Source organism: Wolbachia endosymbiont (group A) of Eristalinus aeneus, from assembly GCF_964026915.1.
GTDB lineage: Bacteria > Pseudomonadota > Alphaproteobacteria > Rickettsiales > Anaplasmataceae > Wolbachia > Wolbachia pipientis.
Window position 1 is genome coordinate 878,196 of sequence record NZ_OZ034712.1, and the last position, 20,828, is coordinate 899,023.

Annotated in this window: 17 protein-coding genes, 1 tRNA gene and 3 pseudogenes; 15 read left to right on the top strand and 6 right to left on the bottom strand. The window is 35.9% G+C overall.

Annotation, left to right across the window (positions count from 1 at the left end; all coding sequences use genetic code 11):
- Nucleotides 1–574: 574 nt before the first annotated feature.
- The 3 genes and pseudogenes from AAGD62_RS04420 to AAGD62_RS04430 all read left to right on the top strand — a co-directional run.
- A pseudogene (locus tag AAGD62_RS04420) lies at nt 575–1,180 on the top strand (terminase); the annotation flags it as partial.
- A gap of 60 nt (nt 1,181–1,240) precedes the next feature.
- Nucleotides 1,241–2,073, top strand: a pseudogene (locus AAGD62_RS04425) (IS5 family transposase).
- Complete coding sequence (locus AAGD62_RS04430) at nt 2,066–2,203, top strand: hypothetical protein (RefSeq protein WP_341812690.1); 138 nt, start codon at nt 2,066–2,068, stop codon at nt 2,201–2,203. Before AAGD62_RS04425 ends, AAGD62_RS04430 begins: the two are co-directional and overlap by 8 nt.
- Nucleotides 2,204–2,269: 66 nt before the next feature.
- Here AAGD62_RS04430 and dnaG read toward each other — a convergent pair whose 3' ends face one another.
- Together dnaG and AAGD62_RS06885 are read right to left on the bottom strand one after the other, a co-directional pair.
- On the bottom strand, nt 2,270–4,009 hold the full coding sequence (gene dnaG, locus AAGD62_RS04435; protein WP_213863576.1) for a DNA primase: 1,740 nt from the start codon (nt 4,007–4,009) through the stop codon (nt 2,270–2,272).
- A gap of 617 nt (nt 4,010–4,626) precedes the next feature.
- Nucleotides 4,627–4,713, bottom strand: a pseudogene (locus tag AAGD62_RS06885) (WPE palindromic element domain-containing protein); the annotation flags it as partial.
- 195 nt (nt 4,714–4,908) lie between these two features.
- On the opposite strand from AAGD62_RS06885, the gene ubiG reads away from it, so the two are divergent.
- Entirely contained in the window at nt 4,909–6,084 is a 1,176-nt protein-coding gene (ubiG, locus tag AAGD62_RS04440; protein ID WP_015589098.1) for a bifunctional 2-polyprenyl-6-hydroxyphenol methylase/3-demethylubiquinol 3-O-methyltransferase UbiG, read from the top strand.
- An 11-nt stretch (nt 6,085–6,095) separates the two neighbouring features.
- On the opposite strand, the gene AAGD62_RS04445 is transcribed toward ubiG, so the two are convergent.
- A complete protein-coding gene (locus tag AAGD62_RS04445) occupies nt 6,096–6,518 on the bottom strand; it encodes a TrbC/VirB2 family protein (RefSeq protein WP_341812691.1) in 423 nt (140 codons plus the stop codon).
- Nucleotides 6,519–6,675: 157 nt separating this feature from the next.
- Here AAGD62_RS04445 and metG point away from each other — a divergent pair, with 157 nt between their 5' ends.
- Nucleotides 6,676–8,313 carry a methionine--tRNA ligase gene (gene metG, locus AAGD62_RS04450; protein WP_155968348.1) on the top strand — a complete coding sequence of 546 codons (1,638 nt, stop codon included), beginning with the start codon at nt 6,676–6,678 and terminating at the stop codon, nt 8,311–8,313.
- A gap of 73 nt (nt 8,314–8,386) precedes the next feature.
- Here the strand turns inward: metG and AAGD62_RS04455 are convergent, their stop codons facing one another.
- Both AAGD62_RS04455 and AAGD62_RS04460 read right to left on the bottom strand, forming a co-directional pair.
- Nucleotides 8,387–9,427, bottom strand: coding sequence for a hypothetical protein (locus tag AAGD62_RS04455; RefSeq protein WP_341812692.1), 1,041 nt, complete (start codon nt 9,425–9,427; stop codon nt 8,387–8,389).
- 346 nt (nt 9,428–9,773) lie between these two features.
- The gene (locus AAGD62_RS04460; protein WP_015589094.1) at nt 9,774–11,225 is read right to left on the bottom strand and encodes a replicative DNA helicase; all 1,452 of its coding nucleotides are present in this window, start codon (nt 11,223–11,225) and stop codon (nt 9,774–9,776) included.
- Nucleotides 11,226–11,339: 114 nt separating this feature from the next.
- On the opposite strand from AAGD62_RS04460, the gene AAGD62_RS04465 reads away from it, so the two are divergent.
- The 5 genes from AAGD62_RS04465 (at nt 11,340) to AAGD62_RS04485 (ending at nt 13,625) form a co-directional block, all read left to right on the top strand.
- Nucleotides 11,340–11,422 (top strand) — tRNA-Leu (locus tag AAGD62_RS04465).
- Nucleotides 11,423–11,446: 24 nt separating this feature from the next.
- Nucleotides 11,447–12,043, top strand: a complete 597-nt coding sequence (locus AAGD62_RS04470) for an RDD family protein (RefSeq protein ID WP_155968350.1) — start codon at nt 11,447–11,449, stop codon at nt 12,041–12,043.
- 178 nt (nt 12,044–12,221) lie between these two features.
- The gene (locus tag AAGD62_RS04475; protein ID WP_155968352.1) at nt 12,222–12,416 is read left to right on the top strand and encodes a hypothetical protein; all 195 of its coding nucleotides are present in this window, start codon (nt 12,222–12,224) and stop codon (nt 12,414–12,416) included.
- A complete protein-coding gene (gene radC, locus AAGD62_RS04480) occupies nt 12,391–13,065 on the top strand; it encodes a RadC family protein (RefSeq protein WP_010962534.1) in 675 nt (224 codons plus the stop codon). The genes AAGD62_RS04475 and radC overlap by 26 nt, the downstream gene beginning before the upstream one ends.
- Nucleotides 13,066–13,334: 269 nt before the next feature.
- Nucleotides 13,335–13,625 (top strand): GIY-YIG nuclease family protein, encoded by a 291-nt coding sequence (locus tag AAGD62_RS04485; protein WP_007549156.1) that lies wholly within the window; start codon nt 13,335–13,337, stop codon nt 13,623–13,625.
- A 242-nt stretch (nt 13,626–13,867) separates the two neighbouring features.
- On the opposite strand, the gene AAGD62_RS04490 is transcribed toward AAGD62_RS04485, so the two are convergent.
- A complete protein-coding gene (locus AAGD62_RS04490) occupies nt 13,868–17,218 on the bottom strand; it encodes a UvrD-helicase domain-containing protein (RefSeq protein ID WP_155968354.1) in 3,351 nt (1,116 codons plus the stop codon).
- An 81-nt stretch (nt 17,219–17,299) separates the two neighbouring features.
- Here AAGD62_RS04490 and AAGD62_RS04495 point away from each other — a divergent pair, with 81 nt between their 5' ends.
- The 5 genes from AAGD62_RS04495 (at nt 17,300) to holA (ending at nt 20,646) form a co-directional block, all read left to right on the top strand.
- Nucleotides 17,300–18,166 carry a 4-(cytidine 5'-diphospho)-2-C-methyl-D-erythritol kinase gene (locus tag AAGD62_RS04495; RefSeq protein ID WP_155968356.1) on the top strand — a complete coding sequence of 289 codons (867 nt, stop codon included), beginning with the start codon at nt 17,300–17,302 and terminating at the stop codon, nt 18,164–18,166.
- 3 nt (nt 18,167–18,169) lie between these two features.
- Nucleotides 18,170–18,526, top strand: a complete 357-nt coding sequence (locus AAGD62_RS04500; RefSeq protein WP_155968358.1) for an Mth938-like domain-containing protein — start codon at nt 18,170–18,172, stop codon at nt 18,524–18,526.
- A gap of 1 nt (nt 18,527) precedes the next feature.
- Complete coding sequence (locus AAGD62_RS04505) at nt 18,528–19,337, top strand: metal ABC transporter permease (RefSeq protein WP_049973644.1); 810 nt, start codon at nt 18,528–18,530, stop codon at nt 19,335–19,337.
- A 131-nt stretch (nt 19,338–19,468) separates the two neighbouring features.
- Nucleotides 19,469–19,648: a hypothetical protein gene (locus AAGD62_RS04510; protein ID WP_007548716.1), complete on the top strand. Its 180-nt coding sequence runs from the start codon at nt 19,469–19,471 to the stop codon at nt 19,646–19,648.
- 5 nt (nt 19,649–19,653) lie between these two features.
- Nucleotides 19,654–20,646: a DNA polymerase III subunit delta gene (gene holA / locus AAGD62_RS04515; RefSeq protein ID WP_155968360.1), complete on the top strand. Its 993-nt coding sequence runs from the start codon at nt 19,654–19,656 to the stop codon at nt 20,644–20,646.
- Nucleotides 20,647–20,828 lie beyond the last annotated feature (182 nt).

A 20,828-nucleotide genomic window follows, 5' to 3' on the forward strand; every position in this document is an offset into this window, starting at 1 on the left:
CCCCCTATCATGAAACTGAAGCTATTGTATTTGCTTTCGCCAATCTGCAGATTAAAAGGTAAGGATTACTTAATGTATCGGCGTCTTATGTTCAATTTTTTGCAGTATATAGATACTGTATGTCTTTACAAAACTTCATCTACATCTAGATTTTTATCTAAATAAGCTGAACGCGCTTATAAAGCGTTACAAGACATCAAAAAATGCCAATACTCGACAGAGATAGTAAAAGACTAGCTAACTCGGGGATTCTTTGTCTTTTTTTCTGCTTAGTAAATTTCTTAAACGTTTGCAGCGTAGGTTAGTTGCAATTAAAAGCGGCTGAATCTCGCTTGTCAAGCGTTTAAAACATAAAAAACGCCAATATTTTAAAGCGGATAATAACCACGGGGCTTCTTTTGCCTTTTTTTTTATTTGGTAAATTTCTTAATATTTATAGCTAAACAACAACCGTCATCCCGCTACGTGTTAGCGGCTAAGAGATACCGCGGCGGTATGACGGTTAAGTAGGGTGTCATTCCAGTGCTCCTTTTTTTGTCATCCCAGCGTCACGCGCTGGTTTCAACATTATATCATGAACTTTCTAAAATTCATTGAACTGTGCTTTCAAACGGTAGTGCCGGGGTGTGAGTATAACGATTATCAGTATATAAAAGTCATAGCAGATAGGCTGGAAGCGGCGAGCGCTGGTGAAGTGAAACGAATAATATTCAATATGCCTCCGCGCTCGATGAAGTCCATGTGCATAAGCGTTGCGTGGCCCGCATGGATACTGGGAAACCAACCAACTGCGAGAATAATAGTTGCAAGTTATTCTCAGCGGCTCAGCGAAAAGCACTCGCTCGACACCAGGTGCGTGATGCAGTCTAGTTGGTATAGAGCGCTATTTCCAGAGATAGAACTATCCAAAGACCAGAATACAAAATATAAATTTCAAACAGTGCAGAGAGGATACAGAATCGCAACATCAGTTGGTGGAACACTAACTGGTGAAGGTGGTGATTTTATCATTGTGGACGATCCGCTCAGTTCTGCTCAAGCTTTGAGTGAAACGCTTAGAAAGCGTGCCACAAACTGGTTTGATCAGACTTTAGTAACCAGGCTGAACGATAGAAAAAAAGGAGTCATCGTTCTTGTAATGCACAGGCTACACCAGGAGGACTTAACTGGACACCTTCTTAGAGGTTGTCCGGAAATAAGTAAAAGGCTATAATATCTGAAATTTTAGTACGGGGTAAAGATGAGAAAAAAGTATCCAACAGATCTAAGCGAAAGGGAATGGGCAAGAATAGAAAAACACTTCAGAGTATCATACAAGAAAGGAGGAAGGCCGCCAAAGTATAGCAAAAGAGAAATATTAGAAGCAATTTTCTATGTATTGCGTACAGGGTGTCAATGGCGGTATTTACCAAATGATTTTCCGCTATGGAAGACTGTGTATGAGCAGTTCAGGCAATGGAAGAAGCAGGGAATTTTTGAGAAAATGAATTATGAAATTACAAAATATAGTAGAAGAAAAATAGGAAGGAATGAGCAGCCGAGTGCCTGTATAGTAGATAGTCAATCTGTAAAGACTACAGAAAAGGGGGGATCAAAGGCTATGATGGAAGTAAAAAAGTAAAGGGTAGAAAAAGGCATATAATTACAGACACTCAGGGTTTTATACTAGGTTGTTACGTAGGCGCTGCTAACGAAAATGATAGAGATGGTATTAAAATAGCATTAAACAATATGAGAACAAAATATACTAAAGTTAAAAAAATGTGGGCTGACATGGGATACCAAGGAAGAAATTTAAAGAATCACATAAAGGAAGAATATGACATAGATATTGAAATTGTTAAAAGGCCTCCATGTAGATTTTGGGTGCACAAAGATACGCCACCTGAGCTACTACCAACAAGAGAACAAGGGTTTAAAGTACAGCCAAGAAGATGGGTTGTAGAAAGGACTTTTGCTTGGGTTAATAGGAATAGAAGGCTATCGAAGGAGTATGATTTACTCACAACATCCACTGAGAATTTCATATACCTAGCTATGAGTAGGGTTATGTTAAAGAGGGAATATGCTTGAATTTACTAGTTTCCGGACAACCTCTTATATGCATAGCAGAGCTAACTACAAAAATTATACATTTTCAAGTGATCCTAACCATATCAAAAACTACAGGGCAAAGCTGTTAGAGGAAGGCTTAATTAGTTAAAAATTTCAATCTTATGTAAAATATTGTCTTATTTTGTAATTTTCTTGTTGACTAACGAGACGATATCTACTTTTCAATAAACTCCATTTGCATTTCTTGTATACTACTTTCTATTTGCTCTATTTGTTCTATTAACCTTTCTTCTAAGTCAAGATTACCGCTCAGCCTCGCTTCGGTTCTTTCTTTTCGTAATGCATTTAACTCTTTTAGTAACACTATATTATTCCACACAATTTCTGCAGATTTTCTCTCGTTCAGTTGGCTATTTAGTACACTAGTTTTTTCAAATACATACTTTATAACGTTACACTGTTTTAATTCTTGCTCTTTATCGAGTTTGCTTTTGTTACTTATTACATCAATTATACGCTGTTGTAATCTTTTCATCTCATTAGTAAATTCAAAATGAGAAAATTGCTCAAAAAATATAGGACGGTTCAAGATTTCAGGAAATTCTACGGCTATACGCAAAATTACGGCCTGATTTTGCTCTGCTTCAATTAGCTCTGGAGATTTGTTATGAAGATACTCACCTTTTGTTGCTCCAGTTTTACTATTAAAAATCTGTTTTTTGAAGCTACTTCTTAGTTCACTAGCCTTATTGTAAAAATAATCTCTGTAATACCTTCTAATACTGCTGTTGCTAATAGTATTTACATATTCCATGAACTTGTGCTCAAGAATTGAATATTTTTCCGGAGCAAGTTTTTCATAATTTTGCAAATTGCTATCGATTATGTGATGCCATAAATATTCAGAATGCAGTTTTGTTGAATGGTCAAGAGCAGTCAATACGTCTTCTTTCTTGTATTCCAGTTCGTTACATATATCGTATGGATCTTTATTACTCGGCAAAGTCACAAATTTTAACGTGTATCCAGGCTCTAATATTGGCAGAGCAAGTTCTGCAACTCGAGTAGCAGCATGACGTCCAGCACTATCGCCATCCATACAGATGGAGATTTCTTTAGCAAATCTCCATAGATTTTTTATCTGCTCTGCAGAAATTGCGGTACCAAGCGGAGCAACTGCATTACTAATTCCTGCTTGATGTAGCGCTATAGCGTCCATATATCCTTCAACAACGAGTATGTGCTGTTTTTTACGTATTTCGCTTAAAGCAAAGTTTAATCCGTATAAATTCTCCCTCTTCTTGAAGAGCTGACTCTCTGGACTGTTTAAATATTTCGGCTGTTGCTCAGAACTTAGCGCACGTCCGCCAAAACCAATAACTCTCCCTGCAATGCTCTGTATAGGAAATATCAGCCGGTCATAAAAATAATCATGAAAATTTTTGTTTACTAATCCAATATCAATTAAAATTTTGTCTTCAATACCTGAAGAGTTTAAATACTCTTTCAAACCAGAGCTTGGTGCATAACCTATCTTAAATTTATCTATGATTTTAGGTGAAATCTTACGCTGCTTTAAATAATCTACAACACTTTGATTTTTTTGTGCAAACCAATTTGCAGCTAAATCAAGCGCTAAAAATAGTTTATTGTTCTCTTTTGTAATACTAAGACTTTTGGGCAGTTCAACACCTGTAACCGATGCTAATCTTTCCAATGCTTCTTTAAAGCTTAATCCTTCAGTTTGTGAAATAAATTCAAATGCATCACCACTAGCTAAGCAACCAAAACAGTAATATAACCCCTTAGTATTGCTCACCGAAAAAGATGGGGTTTTTTCGTTATGAAATGGACAGAGCCCAACAAAACTATCTCCTCTTTTTATTAATCTGACTTTTTTACCTACTAGGTCGGATAATAATAATTTTGATTTTATAATATCTATATGATCCATCTTGTTAAATTAGTAGTAGGATAAAAATTATATAGAATTTATACACATCTGACTCGAAATTTATTTCTATAACTAAAGCAATTTAGATTTACCGACAATGTAGCTATACAAATTCAAGAGCAATCCTGTCATCCAGGTAGCCCACAGAAACAAAAAACTTCCTTGACAAACCTCGCCAGCGCCCTTATCATGAAACTGAAGCTATTTATTTATCTTCTCTGTACAGATTAAATGACAAAAAAACTCACGTATCTGGCGTCTCATGTTTAATTTTTTGCACTATGTGTACTCTATGTCTTTATCAAATTTCTGGGTTTTTACCTACACAAGCTGAAATACGCTTATAAAGCATTTAAAACATTAAAAAACGCCAACTTAAAAAATGGATAGTGAATAACTAGCTACCCTAGGGTTTCTTTTGCCTTTTTTTCTGTTTAGTAAATTTCTTAACGTTTATAATTTAGATTAGTTGCGGCTTAAAAGCAGCTAAATCGCGGTTATTAAGTGTTTAGAATAAAAAAACGCCATACTTGAAAGTATAATGTAAGTAATTAGCCAACCACGGGGCTTCTTTTGCCTTTTTTTTCGTTTGGTAAATTTCTTAATATTTATACAGAAGGTGTCATTCCAGTGCTTGACACTGGAATCCAGTTCTTATTATACAGCTATCTGGTGTACTTATTTAAAATTAAGTTTTCTGGATCTCAGTGCCAAAGCACTGGGATGACACCCTTCCTGGCGGAGATTATTCTCAAATCACAATGTTCGTACAGTTGTGGAATGAATTGCGGTATGACGTAGGAAAACCTTAGCTATAGCTTTAGAACTCCCAAAAGGTCAGAAGCATTGAATGACTTGACAGAAAGTTCAAACCCATATAAAATGTCCTTATTTCTTATATGTTAGGTATAGTATCAATTGCCTCAGATCATGCTGGTTATGAATTAAAATCAGAAATAAAACCTTACCTGGAAGCCCTAGGTTACAGAGTAGTAGATCAAGGCTGCACTGCTAAGCAAAAGTGTGTAGATTACCCAAACTATGCTGTTAAAGTTGTAGAAGATATAACAAGCAAAAAAGCAAATTATGGGATATTAATTTGTGGTACAGGTTTGGGCATGAGTACTGTGGCAAATCGTTTTGAAGGAATCTACGCTGCTTTGTGTAATAGTGTTGAAATCGCAAAATTAGCTCGCGAGCATGGCAACGCAAATGTACTGTGTCTTGGTGCAGGATTTACTGCGAGTGGATTAGCAAAAGACATAGTCAAACAATTCCTCGAAACAGAATTTTCAAAAGAAAGCAGACATAAAAAACGCCTTGATAAACTCAGCAATATAACCTCTAAGAAAAAAAAAACAAAAACTTATAACGAAGATGAAATATCAAAATTCGCTAAAATGGCAGGCCAGTGGTGGGATGAGAACGGCAAATTCAAACCATTGCACATGATGAATCCTGTTAGAGTATCTTACATTATTGAGAAAATAAAAGAGTTAAAAAAATGCAATTTGAAAGAATTATCATTGCTTGATGTTGGATGCGGTGGTGGCATTTTGTCAGAGTCAATGGCACGCGTTGGCATTAACGTTGTGGGAATAGATGTATGTGAAGAAAACATAAAAGTAGCGCATTCACATGCAAAAAAAGTAGGGTTAAATATAGAATATATACACACCAGCATTGAAGAGCTAAGCAATGACAAGAAGTACGACGTGGTTCTGTTGATGGAAGTAGTTGAACATGTGGATAATTTAGAGCTTTTCATGAAAAAAGCGATAGAACTGCTAAAACCGGAGGGGTTAATCTTTATATCCACAATAAATAGAACTATTAAATCCTTTTGTCTTGCAATAATTGGTGCAGAGTACATATTAAATTGGCTGCCAAAAGGTACACATAACTGGAATAAATTTCTCAAGCCGTCAGAAATTGCAAATCACTTAAGAGAAAATAATGTAACGCTGCAAAACATGGCTGGCATGGAGTACAACGTAATAAAGCGTGAGTGGAATCTAACTAAAGGCGTGGATGTTAATTATATACTCTGCGGTTTGTTAGATTTAACTCTATAAAAGCACCATTTTCACTTCCAATACTTTGAAGGATCTTGGCCAGCTTTTATACAGTAGCCTTTATTAGTTAGCGCCCAACCGGAACGATAAGCATAACCTGTACCTACACGTTCATATCCAGGAGCAGCAACACACTTTCCATTCTCCAAGGTTTGACCTTTAAAAAGACAACAAACTTCTTTTTCTGTTACCTTTGTTACAATTTGAGGAGCACCAAAAAACACAGCAACAAACATACCCAGTGCGAAAAGTGCAGGCCAAGGCATTCTGCCAAATATTGCAAGTAAGCTTGAACCAATTATTACCACTGTAATCATTGGTCCACCTATTCCATGAACGTAACCTATTACATTACACATTACATCTGTTGCTCCATCAGCGTGTGCATCAAATGCATAGAAAACTATAAATAGAATTACAAGAAAATTTCCCATTGTTCTTTCAATAATCATGCCTGATTGTTTCTTATTTTAATAAAATTTCAGTAAATAGCTTTTTTCAAAAATTATGCTTAACCCAATCAATATTTATTTATTACTGCCTTTTTAATACTATAATTAACTCAGTTGATTTTTATCAAAATGCTAAACCATGGAACAATTCGAGAACTTTTACATCACCACGCCAGTATATTACGTAAACGATAAGCCGCATATTGGTCATGCATACACTTCTCTCTTGTGTGACGTGGTGGCAAGGTTCATGAAACTAGCTGGGAAAAATGTCAAATTTACCACCGGTACAGATGAACATGGACAAAAAATAGAAAAAGCAGCTAAAGCAAAGGAAATGCAGCCAAAAGAATTTACAGATGAAGTGAGCGTTTCATTTAAAGAATTGGCTAAGTTCATGAATTTTGAGTATGACGATTTTATTCGCACTACGGAGGAACGTCACAAAAAAGCAGTTATAGCTTTATGGAATAGACTTGAAGAGAGAGGGCAAATATATTTGGATTCCTATTCGGGTTGGTATTCAGTTCGTGATGAAGCATTTTATCAGGAATCAGAGCTGATAGATGGCAAAGCACCAACAGGCGCAGAAGTTCAGTGGATAAAAGAAGAGAGCTACTTTTTTCGCTTGTCAAACTGGCAAGACAAATTACTGGAACTCTATAAAAATCAGCCAAGTTTTATCTTTCCTGAGAGCAGAAGAAATGAAGTGATATCGTTTGTAAGATCAGGGCTCATTGACCTCTCAATCTCTCGTACTAGTTTTAACTGGGGAATAAAAGTACCAGGTAATGACAAACACGTAATCTATGTCTGGATAGATGCATTAACCAATTATCTTACATCAATAGGTTTCCCTAGTACTGAAGGTGAGGAATATAAGAGGTTTTGGGCAGAACCAGAAACACAGATTCCAGTGTCAAGCACTGGAATGACACCAAACCAAGGGAAAACGCAGATTCCAGTGTCAAGCGCTGCAAACCTAGCTGACAACTCTTTCAACGTTCATGTAATCGGTAAAGACATATTGCGCTTTCATGCTGTATATTGGCCAGCGATTCTCCTTGCAGCAGACCTGCCACTGCCAAAACAAATTGCAGTTCATGGTTGGTGGTTGAACGAGGGAGAGAAAATATCCAAGTCCCTTGGTAATGTCATAGATCCAATTGGCCTCGCTCAAGAGTTTGGTGTTGATCAGCTACGCTATTTTCTCCTCAGGGAAGCAAGCTTCGGCCAAGATGGCAACTTTAGTAAGAAAAATATGATCAGCCGGATAAATTCAGAACTGGCAAACAACATAGGCAATTTAGTGCAAAGAACAATTTCATTTTTACACAAGCAATGTTCTGGAATTGTACCAACAATCGATCAAAGCCTACTTAAAGGTGAAGAAAGTCTTCCAGGTTGCAAAGCTATACTCGATCAAGTGATGAATCACCTATCAAAGTATGAATTTAACCATATCATACTTCTAATCATCAACATCTCTTCTGAAGCAAATGCCTACATAGACAAAAGTGCACCCTGGACACTAAGCAAAACTGACAGAGAGCGCATGAATTTAGTAATTTACAAGTTACTGGAATATATCAGGATAATAGGCATTTTATTGCAGCCAATTGTCCCGAGGTCAGCGGAAATGATACTTGATCAACTGCAAATTCCGAAAGAACAACGAGATTTAAAATCTCTGTGCAACGCATGCGTAAGCTTAGGCATTACGCTGCCTAAACCTACGCCGGTTTTTTTGAGGGTTGATGCTAAAGAGGAGAAATAGTGTAAAAACTATTTCTCCTGGATGGGATTATCTTTAGTTAACAACGGTGCACACCGCTGTCTACATATTCAAGTTAGGTGGCAAGTGCCTTAGTTACTTTAGCACAATATGGTTTAGTAACATCAGCACCTATCACTACTACTTCAGTAATTGCCGACTTAACCTTTCCTAGGCTCCATGCAAACCAGCCTTGACCATTTTCTTCTTTAGTTGGCTGACTTTCTGGGCTAGAAATCTCAGTACCTTTTTCATCACCAGATTCTGCATCATAAAATACATCCTGATCCTCAGAAAGACTCATTAAATACCTTTTAGCAGCATCAACATTTAAATGATCAGGTTGCTTAGGAACGTTATCAATATTCATCTGATTTTCCTGGCTAGGAGTCTCAGTTTTTAAATTTTCTTGTGTAGCCACATTCTTTTTTTCATCAGTTTGCTCTCTTAAAAATTGCCTTACCATCTTCTGTTTTTCTCTAAACAAAAAATCAAATAATATTGGAGAAAGCTCTAGCTTTGCCCCCTCTGGAATAACAATACCATTACCTTGAGATTCACTTGAAAGTTGACTAGCACCACTTGCTTGATCTGCCTTATTACCAAACATCAAGTTTTTAGCACTATCCCAGTATGATGAAAATTTTTCTGAAACCCATGAAAATCCTATTCTAGTTGATGGCATAGCATTATAAACACCTTTTAAGCTATTTCCAACAGCATTAGAAGCATTACTAAGCTTTTCTTTCACTGACTTAGTTGATGGTATATGATTGTAAATATATTTGCTAGAATACAAAACACCATTAACTGTTTCTTTTACAAGCCGATACGATGCGTTCCCAGCAGTGTTCAAACCATGTACAGCATTATCAACAACCGCTACTTTTAATGCGTCTTCTTCTATCTTTTTATCTTTTTCTGTGATAAGTTTTTTTTGCTCAACAATAGTTTTGCCTTTACCTTTTATCTCTTCCACTTGCTTAGCGAGTTGATCATCTTTCTTAGAAATTGTTTGCTTTTGAGCTTTTACTTCATTTTTTAACTCAGAAATTTCCTGCTTTTGAGTTTGTACTTGATTTTTTAACTCAGAAATTTCCTGCTCTTGAGCTTTCATTTCATTTTTTAACTCAGAAATAGTTTTGTTCTTACTAACTGCTGCATACGAAAGTGCAATAGCTACAGCAGAAAATACAGCACCACCAATAATAAATGGAAGGCCAACACTTAATGCTGCAACTGGAGCTAAGAAACCAATATAAGGAGCTGCAGCAAACACTCCAGATGCTAATAAAGTGAAAGTAGCCAGAGTTCCAGCTATATAATAGGGTACATTGTTTTTATTCATCATCTCACGTATTATAAAATATAATACCATTATAAAAGGATTTTTAAGAAGTTGTCAAGCTATCTTTACATAAAAAAAATTTGATAAACTTGGGAACAAGAAGATTGCTGCCAAGCTATGAACTATGCCTTTCCGTGTAATCTTTAAATGCACCTCTGTTAGAGTCAAAATATAGCTTCACACTGCCAATTGGTCCATTTCTCTGCTTTGCAATAATGAGCTCTGCAATGTTTCTAATTTTTTCCATTTTCTCTTGCCATTCCCGATGTTTATTGTTTCCTTCATTTGGCTGTTTTCTTAGTTCATAATACTCTTCTCTATAGAGAAACATTACTATATCTGCGTCTTGCTCTATGCTCCCTGAATCACGTAAATCAGAAAGTTGTGGTTTTTTATCATCCCTCTGCTCAACAGAACGAGAGAGCTGAGATAGTGCAACAATGGGAATATTTAGCTCCTTTGCAATTGCTTTCAAACCCTGCGTCACTTCCGAGATTTCTTGCACTCTATTTTCATTACTCCTTTTTGTTGTTCCTCTGATTAGCTGCAAATAATCAATGAATACCACTTCTACATTATATAATTGATACAGCAAGCGTATTCTGGTGCGAAGGGCACTAATTGATAGCGCAGGGGTGTCATCTATGATGAAAGGCAGTTCAGATAATTCTGTACTAGTATTGATAAATTCATGCAATTCAAAATCACTAATTCTCCCGGTTAATGCCTTATAATAACTAATTCCTGAATCTATAGTGATCAGCCTTGCAGTTAATTGCTCTGCTGACATTTCAAGCGAGAAAAACGCTACATAGTGTTGCTTATCTGCTCTTTTTTGCAACATCTTACAAGCATTAAGTGCGATGTTTAGCGCCAATGCTGTTTTACCCATAGAAGGCCTTGCAGCTAAAATTAATAAATCAGATTTTTGTAGACCACCAAGAAGCTGATTTAGATCTTGAAGTCCGGTTGTAACGCCTAGCGCTTCTGGATTATTTTTCAGTGTGCTGATCTTCTCAACTACATCTTTAATTGAACTTGCAAGTTTTATATATGTTTTCTCACCTTGTTTTTTTACTGCCAAATTGAACAATTTTGTCATTGCTTGTTCAATTTGCGCCTGTGCAGGATTTTCAATATCGTAGTTGTAGCTATCACCAACTATTTCTTGCCCGAGCTTGATTAAACATCTCCTTAAGTAAGTATCACGGATTATTCTAGTCAAACTATAAATATCAAGTGCAATACTTGCCTTCGCTGCAAGCTTTGCTAAGTACTCTACCCCACCACATTCGGTAAACGCTTGGTCGTTCTCAAAAAACATTTTGAGGCTCAGTTCATTGGCAACTATACCGTGTTTCCTGGTTTTAGATATTTGCGTAAAAATACTTTGATGCAGTGGATCATAGAAATTTTCTGCTGTAATTGTGTCTTCAACTGCATCACAGATTCTATTATCACGAATCATTGCACCAATAAGCATCTGTTCAGCTTCTAGATTATGCGGTAATTTACATATTTCCTTGTCTACACTTCTTGAACTGAGGAGATTGGCTAATTCATTCATTTTAAGTTTTGAGAGTAACTGTTGATTATTGTAGAATATTTAGTCCTCATTTGAAAGATGTAAAGGCAAAAAAATTTGACTAATTCCGTGTTGCCTATAGCATTAAAACTTAATGCCCCTGTGGTGGAATGGTAGACACGGCAGACTCAAAATCTGTTGCTTGCAAAAGCATGCTGGTTCAAGTCCGGCCAGGGGCACGTTAAATATTGGAAAGTATATATATGTTACATAAATTTTTTAATCGTTTATTTTCTATTTTTTCTTCTATAAATGTTATTCAAAAGGTAAAGAAAGATGAAAATGGGATATGTTATGTAACGGGCCTCAGGCGCTATATATCAGTATTGCTTGATTTGATTATTATCGTTTTGTTCTTGCAGTTTTGCAGCCAAGCCTTAAATCAGCTCTTTATGAACTCAGAGGATAGCAAAATATTAAGTCAAATTGCTGCAAAATACCAAATGCAAGTGCCACTGTCTATAGAAGAAAAGACAACGCAGAGTAGACTTGGTAAACTATGGATCCTAAATCAAATAGTCCAATTTATTATGCTCTTTTGCTATGTTACATATATGTGGGTAAAGTTTGCTACTACACCTGGAAAACTATTATTTGGGCTTAGAGTTGTGGATGCACAAACTTTCGAAAAGATGACCCTAAAACAAGCAACAAAGAGATTTTTTTCCTTTATATTGTCAATTGCACCATTGTTCTTGGGCTTTTTATGGTCAAATTTCAACAAACGCTGTCAAACTTGGCACGATAAGATCGCAGGCACAGTGGTTGTCACGAGTAAAAGCCTTAGAAGGCAGAGCTAAAAACTACTTGACACCCTTCGCCAGCCCCTTTATCATGATACTGAAGGTATTCATTTATCTTCAATCTGTGCAGATTAAACGACAACAGTATTACGTATTGGCGTCTTATTTTTAATTTTTTGCACTATGTGCATGCACTGGGATGACACCTCTGGGCACTGCCGTCGTAAAGGAACCAGTGTCAGCTACTCGTATGACAAAGGAGGACAGTGTCTCAGCTACTTTCATGACACCATTTGCTGTCTTTAAAAATGAATGTTCTTACAATTGTGCGTCATGCGCTTTATTAAATATTTTACTTAAAAATCTAATTTCTTATTATACAAGAGATAAGCAATTCATTGATGATGAAAAATTACAAAAAGGGGCATAGAAAGCGCCTAAGAGAGAAAATTATTTTAGATAATGGACAATCATTACTTGATTATGAAGTTTTAGAGCACATTTTATATTCAGCATATAGTAGAATTGATGTAAAACCGGTGGCAAAGAGTTTGATAGAAAGTTTTGGCAGCTTAAATAAAGTTTTTAATGCTGACCTGGAAGCGCTGCAAAACGTTGATGATGTCAGCAATGCAGCGATATCTGCCATCTTTTGTGTAAAACAAGCCTTTGTTCGTTCTGCAAGAGAAGAAATAAAAAACCTGCCTGTAATCGATAACTGGGAAAAATTGCTTGATTATTTAAGAATAAGTATAGGAAGCCTCAATAAGGAAAATTTTCGTGTCATCTATATGAATAAAAAGTATCGTCTAATAGCGGAAGACCTGCAAAATATTGGTACAGTAGATCAAACTCCTCTTTATGTCAGAGAGATCATCAAGCGCGCACTTTTGATTGGTTCAACATCCATTGTAATATCTCACAATCATCCAAGCGGAGATACACAACCTTCAAATAGCGATATATCTCTCACTAGACAACTAGCAGAAGCTTGCCAAAGTATAGGAATAGAATTAATAGACCACATTATTATTACATTCAGTAGCTATTTTAGTTTCAAGGAAAATAGGTTGTTGTGAAAGCCTTTATAGCTACAGTAACTTAGATTTACCGACAATCGTCATTCCGCTACGTGTTAGCGGCTAAGAGATACCGTGAATGAATCGCGGTATGACGTAGATTGCTGTCATCCCGCTGCTTGTTAGCGGCTGAGATACCGCCGCGGTATAGTAACTCGTCATCCCGCTACGTGTTAGCGGCGCGGTGGTATGACGGTAAGATTTATTGTGGCATGATGGTGTAGTATAATGTTGATAAACCTCAGTTACTTTAGCTATAAACGATTAAGATGAAGTTATCATATATCTATATACTTACAAATAAAGCTAATAGCACATTATATATTGGTGTAACTGCAAATTTGATCAAGAGGATTTGGGAACACAAAAACAAAATTGTTTCAGGTTTTACATCAAGATATAATGTAAATAAACTTGTATATTTTGAAGAGTTTGAAGATATAAGTTTAGCTATTGCAAGAGAAAGGCGCCTGAAAGAATGGCCAAGGCAGTGGAAAATTAATTTGATCAATCAAAAGAATCCTAGCTGGGTTGACTTATATTACTTAGCTTTAAGATAGCTATGCTGAGATCCCGCTAACACGTAGCGGGATGACGAGAAAGGAGTGGCGGTATGACGGTTCGCGGCGGCATGACGATAAGCTCGTCCAAAAGAATCCTAGCTGGGTTGACTTATATTACTTAGCTTTAAGATAGCTATGCTGAGATCCCGCTAACACGTAGCGGGATGACGAGAAAGGAGTGGCGGTATGACGGTTCGCGGTGGTATGACGTAGTAGCTATTTCTTGCAATCAAGTTTCGTTAAAAGTCAGATTGAATGGTTAAATCTTCCACCCAAATAACCACGCACTCTACTTGCTTGTTTGGATATATTTCTTGTACTAAGGTTTTATAGATTAACATCTGTTTTTTTATTTCATTTAATAAGGAAACAGAAACGTTACGGTGTGATTTGTAGTCAATTATGATTGCTTTATCTTGCGTTATGCATAGCCTATCTAGTCGTACTAATACTGACTTGCCATCAATTGTTCCACTCAGTGTAATCTCTGATTTGCCTTCCAAGTCAAACAAATAGCCATATTTTTCATTAAAGGCTAATATTTTACTGTAAATTTCATCCTTATCTTCGCTGATGTTATCAAGGTATTTTCTGACCCAATTTTTTCTCCTTTCTTTTTCTATCTTGGGCATATACTGCAATATGCTGTGAATTATTAGGCCTCTTGTATAACCATCTGTCATCCAAGTAGCTGACACTGGGATCCATTCTGCTCCTTCTTTTTCACTGGATTCCAGCGTCACGCGCTGGGATGACACCGAAGAGTGGGCTAAAGCTGGTGGAAGGGAAATGACCGGAACGTCAAAGTAATCACGTTTTTTATAAATGTAAGGGTAGTTTGCATTCACGCATAATACTTCAACTTTTTCTTTAAATATTGGCCGTAAACCCCTTTGTTTCTTTTCATATGGTTCTCCATACTTAGTGATTAGATCATACCAAGAGCCCTTTTGCACTGGCTCTTTACTTAAGATGTATAACTCATCTTCAGCACGCGTGAGTGCTACGTATAATAAACGCAAATATTCATTATAATCCTCTAGTTTTTTCTCTCTTTTTACTTGATCGCAATAAGCGTTGTTGTTTTTTCCACACCAAAATGGTGCTTCCGTTCCATCAAAGATAATGCTTTCACTGTTTCTTGGCACTGTGTTTGTATCAACCAAAAATACTATGGGAGCTTGCAGACCTTTTGATTTGTGAATTGTCATTATTCGCACAGCATTGCGTTCTGATTGCATATCATTCTTAATCTCCGGATTATTCTCCTTGATCCATTGAACAAACGCTTGAAGAGATGGGTTTTCAAATTGCAACACGAGGTTCATAAATTCGTCTAGGACCTCAAAGCACTCAAGACCTAGCCTTGCAGCAAATTTCTTCTTACCTGTGCGCAATATATGTGTAAATAGTGCAAGAGGAGACTCTATGCGAGATAAGTTAATGAGATAGTTTAATTCACTATAGATAACCACAGAATAATCCTGAATTCTTTCCCATAGTGAATGCTCTTTACGGTCGTATGCAATGTTAAATAAATCATCCTCGGTAAAATTGAATAACGGTGATTTTAAAGCATTTGCAAGAGCTAAATCATTTGCTGGAAGGAGCAAAAACTCAGCCAAAGCTATTAAGTCCTGCACGGCTATATAGTCCATAATTCTAAAATAATCTCGGCCTACAACTGGCACGTTTGCTTTTTTAAGTTCGCTTATTATGTAATCAACTAACACGTTTCGTTGTCGTACCAGAACCATAATGTCTCTTGGCTCTATATGGCGATCTTTAGCGACTAAAATCCGCCCTTCGTTTAACCAATTGTGAATTCTGTTGGCTATTGTTTGAGCAAGTAATCGATCTGCTATTGTATAACCTTCCTTGCATGTTAGAGGAATTTGTAAAGCTTGCTGTTCTTCCTCTTTACACTTTGGTAACGCTGGCCAAATTTCAATATATCCTTGATCATTTTCTCTATGTGGAACATGTTTTATTTCATTATCAACAAAAGATATTTCTGCGCGGAAGTTGTTAAATATTCTATCTACAAGCATCAAAACTTCTGGAGTTGAACGAAATGACTTTTCAAGTTGGCATGATACCCAATCTCTGCCACCAGTTTTCGTATGAAAGTATTGTTGCATATAGTTGAATAGATGGGGATTTGCTCCTTGAAATCTGTATATGGATTGTTTTACGTCACCAACTACAAATAAGGTTCGCTTTTCATCATTACCGGCAAAAAATTCATCGCAGAGATTTGTTATAATTTTCCACTGGCTGATGCTATTGTCTTGTGCCTCATCAACAAGGATGTGATCTATTTTTTGATCCAAGTTAAACAATATCCAATCTTTATAGTTTGGATTGCTGAGAAGATTTGTTGCTAAGCCAATTATATCATTGTAGTCAAGCAGTGCATTTTTTGATTTTTCGCTACTGTATAGATCAACATATACTTTAAATATACCAAGTAAGCTACTGGTTCTCTTGAATATTTGATAAGAGTTCATGTCTCTTATATGGGTAAATACTACATTCTGAACGCTCTCTATTATTTGCTCTGCATCTTTGAATTTCTCCAAAATACTTTTTGTTGCAATGGATGATATGCTCTTTTTTTCGTGCGATTCTGATTTTAGAAATACCTTGGCTAGGTTTTCTATTTTGGTGTCATTCCACTTTATTCCGGTGTCATCCGAGTAGCTGACACTGGTTCTTTTTTTCTGGATTCCAGTGTCAAGCACTGGAATGACAGTAGAATAAAGTATTGCACTATAACTCTGATCTCTTTTACTGCCTTCACTTAATATCTCGGCTAGTCTTTCCACGTGCTCAATTGTTTCACTCTGTAAGTCATGAATTTCATCTGGGGCGCTCAATTTATCTTTGATATATTTCGAATCATTTGCTGACGCTGATCTTTTTACACATAAAGTATAAAGCAAATCGCGTAATTTATTTTCATCAATTTCAGTTGCAATAAGATTGATATCATCCTGCACAGTTTCGTTATGAAGCACTTTATTGAATATGATGGAATGTAATTCTTTACATTCACTCAGTGTACAATTTGGAGCAATGCCAGCTTCTATAGGAAAGCTGGAGATTAATTTGTAACAGAAAGCGTGTATGGTTTGTATAGTTAGACCAAGATTTTCCAGTTCAGAGAAAAGCCTTCTTGCTCTTGTTAAGTGACGATCAAGTGCTTCATTTTTTCTGGATCCCTCCGTTATCCCAGCACTCTCCTTTGTCATCCCAGTGCTTGACACTGGGATCCATTCTTCCTTTTTTCTGGATTCCAGCGTCACGCGCTGGAATGACACCGATTCCTCACTTAAATGCAAGAGGTCTAGTTGTTCCAGATCCATTATTAATTCACTCTCTGAGCATATTGCCCACTTACTGAGTATGCTGTGAATGCGATTCTCCATTTCGTTTGCTGCAGCATTGGTGAATGTTAAGCAAAGAATATTTCTTTTGTTTTCTAATAAAAGTCTCAATACTCTGTCTATTAAGATTTTTGTTTTGCCTGTACCAGCGGACGCATTTACCCACACAGAGAAATTAGGATTTATGGCATTTGATCTCATCAGAAGTGCGAGAACCTTATAAAAGTTGACTAGAATAGCATTATACATATAATGTAAAAATAGTGTTAGTGAAGATATATAATGAAAAGTTTTTGTGTAAAGGCGCCTGCAAAAATCAATCTTTTTTTGCATGTTGTAGACAAAAAAGAAACAGGGTATCACTTGATTGAAGGTTTATTTGTCTTTGCTAATCTCTCTAATTTTTTGGAAATAAAAGTAGGTGAGAAGGATTCTAGATACGATAACTCTACAGTTGAATTTATAAACTCCGAGTCTAAAATAAATAACCAATATAACACTGTAATGAAAGCGGTTAATCTGCTGCTTAGGCATGCTCCTGTACGCACTAAAGTCACTGTAAAGGTTGTAAAAAACATATCAATTGCTGCAGGACTTGGTAGCGGATCCTCAGATGCTGGAGCTGTGGTACGTACGCTAGGGAAGCTGTGGGAGATTGATAGGACGATTTTAAATGAAATAGCCTTAAACGTTGGTGCTGATGTTCCCGCAAGCGTAGATAGCAAGCCAGTTTTTGTTAGAGGTATTGGCGAAGAATTATGCCACATTAAAAAATTCTCTTTACCTACAAATGTGGTGCTTGTGAAACCGAAAAAAAGGTTTTTGAGTACACCAGAGGTATTTTCCAAACATGAAGGAAAATTTTCTGAGCCAATTAAATGGAGCGATGACGCTGAAAAGGATTTGTTGAAGCTTCTTAAAGAGACGAGAAACGATCTTCAAGAAATAGCAATAAGCTTTGTACCTGAAATTAAGGATGTGATATCAACACTTGAGTCACAAGAAGGCTCTATACTTTCTCGCATGTCAGGCAGTGGTGTATCATGTTTTGGAATATTCGATAGTGAGGAAAATGCAAAAGCTGCTGCAGTTAATATCGGAAAAAAGCAACCAGAATGGTGGGTATGTGACACTCAATTAATAGTTTGACTTATGCCCTTAATTTCCGAGAATAAAAATCTTATAAATGGTTACAGGGAAGGAAAATTTTTGGTGAATAATAGAGAATATTGCGGCTCAATTATAATTTTTCCTGAAAAGGTGATTAAATTGAAAGAAAGTGATATAAATAGCAAGGAACATTTTAAATCTTTTTTAACAGAGGAAATAGAAATTTTGATAATAGGTACTGGTAAAACACGCAATATACCAAGTTCTTCAGTGAAGTCCTATCTTATGGAACAAAAAGGTTTAAATTTTGAATTTATGACAACCGGTGCAGCATGCAGAACCCATAACGTTTTAATATCCGAAGATAGATTTGTTGTCAGTTATCTAATAGCCATATAGCATGTTTGAAATGTTTACCCAGGACTTTTTCATCAATAGTCTAGTTGCAGTAGTTGTAATTAGCCTAGTAACAGGCGCTTTAGGATCGTTTATGATATGGCAAAGGTTATCTTATCTTGGTGATAGTTTGTCCCATTCTTCGTTGCTTGGTGTTGCACTTGCTTTAATCTTTAAGATTAGCCCATCGCTTAGCATAATGCTCATTGCAATTACATTTGCTATACTACTTTCTCTTAATTTTAACAGATTATATTCTGCTGATACGATATTGAACATTGTTACCAATGTAGTTTTATCATCGAGTTTAATACTTATGTCTTTTCTTCCATCTGGCAATAATAGTATTATTAGCTCACTGTTTGGTGATATATTAACGCTCGATCAAAGTGATATAGTATTGATTTTTTTAACCTCTGCAGTAGTTACTTTGATATTAATATTTAGATGGCGTTATTGGTTAATGATTTCAATTAATCAAGATTTAGCAGTAGTTGAAAAAATTAATGTTACCTTTGTTAGACTAGAATTTTTAATCACTCTTGCTATATTTATAGCAATTGCTGCCCAACTAATAGGAATATTACTCATTGCTGCATTTTTGCTAATACCAGCAGCATCTGCAAGGCTCATTTCGAAAACTCCAATGCAGATGATTATTGTTGCAACAGTTTTTTCTGTGATCTCTGGGATATCAGGTCTCATGTTATCTGCAAGTTTTGATTTGTTAACTGGACCTGCAATTATACTTGTTGCAGCGGTATATTTAATTATCGCTTATTTTATAAGGCTAGTATTAAGCAGGTTGGCTTAATTTTGATCTCGAATGTTAATAATTTTGTAATATACTCATTATAAAATATCACTATTTTAGCACAAAATAGTTTTTGCTATACTATTATTTATATGCTAATGATAAGTTGTTAATTTTATGGAGTAAGCAATATGAGCGAAGAAGGATTTTTTTCCAAATATATATCTCAACCTGTGAAAAAATTTTATAATTATATTACAGGAAAAACAGAAGAGTCGGATAATGTGCAGAGTACGGCAGATGATATTGTACAAGAAAGCTCAGAGTCTTTGGACACTCATGTACAATCAAATGAGAATGATATCATATAGGTGGCATGAGGGTTACACCATCCAAAGTTAAAAGATTCCTAGAGAAACCTGATGCTTTACGTGGTGTGTTAATTCATGGAAGTGATAACAGTAGGGTTGATTTTTATGTACAAGAAATAATTGCTAATTTGGGTGAGTATTCAGTTCAGGTGATGGATTTTGCAATAGTGAATAAGTCACCCAGTTTACTGTTTTCTGAATTGGCAAACGTTTCGATGTTTACCAGCAAAAAATTAATTAAGCTGATAAATGTGAGTGGAGGTATATCCAAGGAGTTAAAAAATGTATTGGATTATAACGCAAGTGGTCATTATGTAATGATGGTAGCAAATGATCTTCCATATAATTCTGCGACTAAAAGTTATATGGAGAGTTCAAAAATTTTTGGTGTGATTGCTTGCTATAAAGACAGCAACAGCAATCTTTATGATATTATATCAAGTTACTTAAAACAAAATGATATAAAATGCACAAATGAGATAATCTACCATTTGCAATCTTACTTTAATCATAGCAAGCTGCCTATATGTTCAGAACTTGAGAAGTTAGTTTTATACTTAGGGGAGAGAAAAGACCTAAAACTTACTGATATAGAATTATGCTTTTCAACTTCCGGCAACGACTATGCTACACTTGATGATCTATGCTCTGCCATAGCAAGTAAAGATATGTCGCGTTTCATTAGAATTTCTGATGCATTGATATCGCAAGAAAATTTTTCACCGATAGCACTAATTCGCATTATATCAAATTATTTCCTACGCCTTGAAAACGTTTTGCTGTCAGTGCAAGGTGGAATGAGTGAGCAGGCTGCGATTGATCAGCTAAGCCCTCCATTGTTTTTTAAACAATTGCAGAGTTTTAAATCTCATTTGAAAAGTTTGCAACTTTCAGAACTTAAGAAGATCTTGGAAAAATTGATAAGCTTAGAAGTTACCTGTAAAAAAACTGATTTAGATCATAAAATGATTTTTCAACATGCACTGACGGGTAGCTGACTACTCGGATCCAGCCTTTCTTATAATTTCATCAAAATGTTGTATTTTAACATAAAATAGCTGCTTTTATGCCTACCAAAATTCATTCTTTAGTGTGTGTCTCACAAGTATTCTTTGCTAATAGGATATTTTCGAATATAATTGAATATAACTAGATAAAAATACAGATATGTTTGACATTT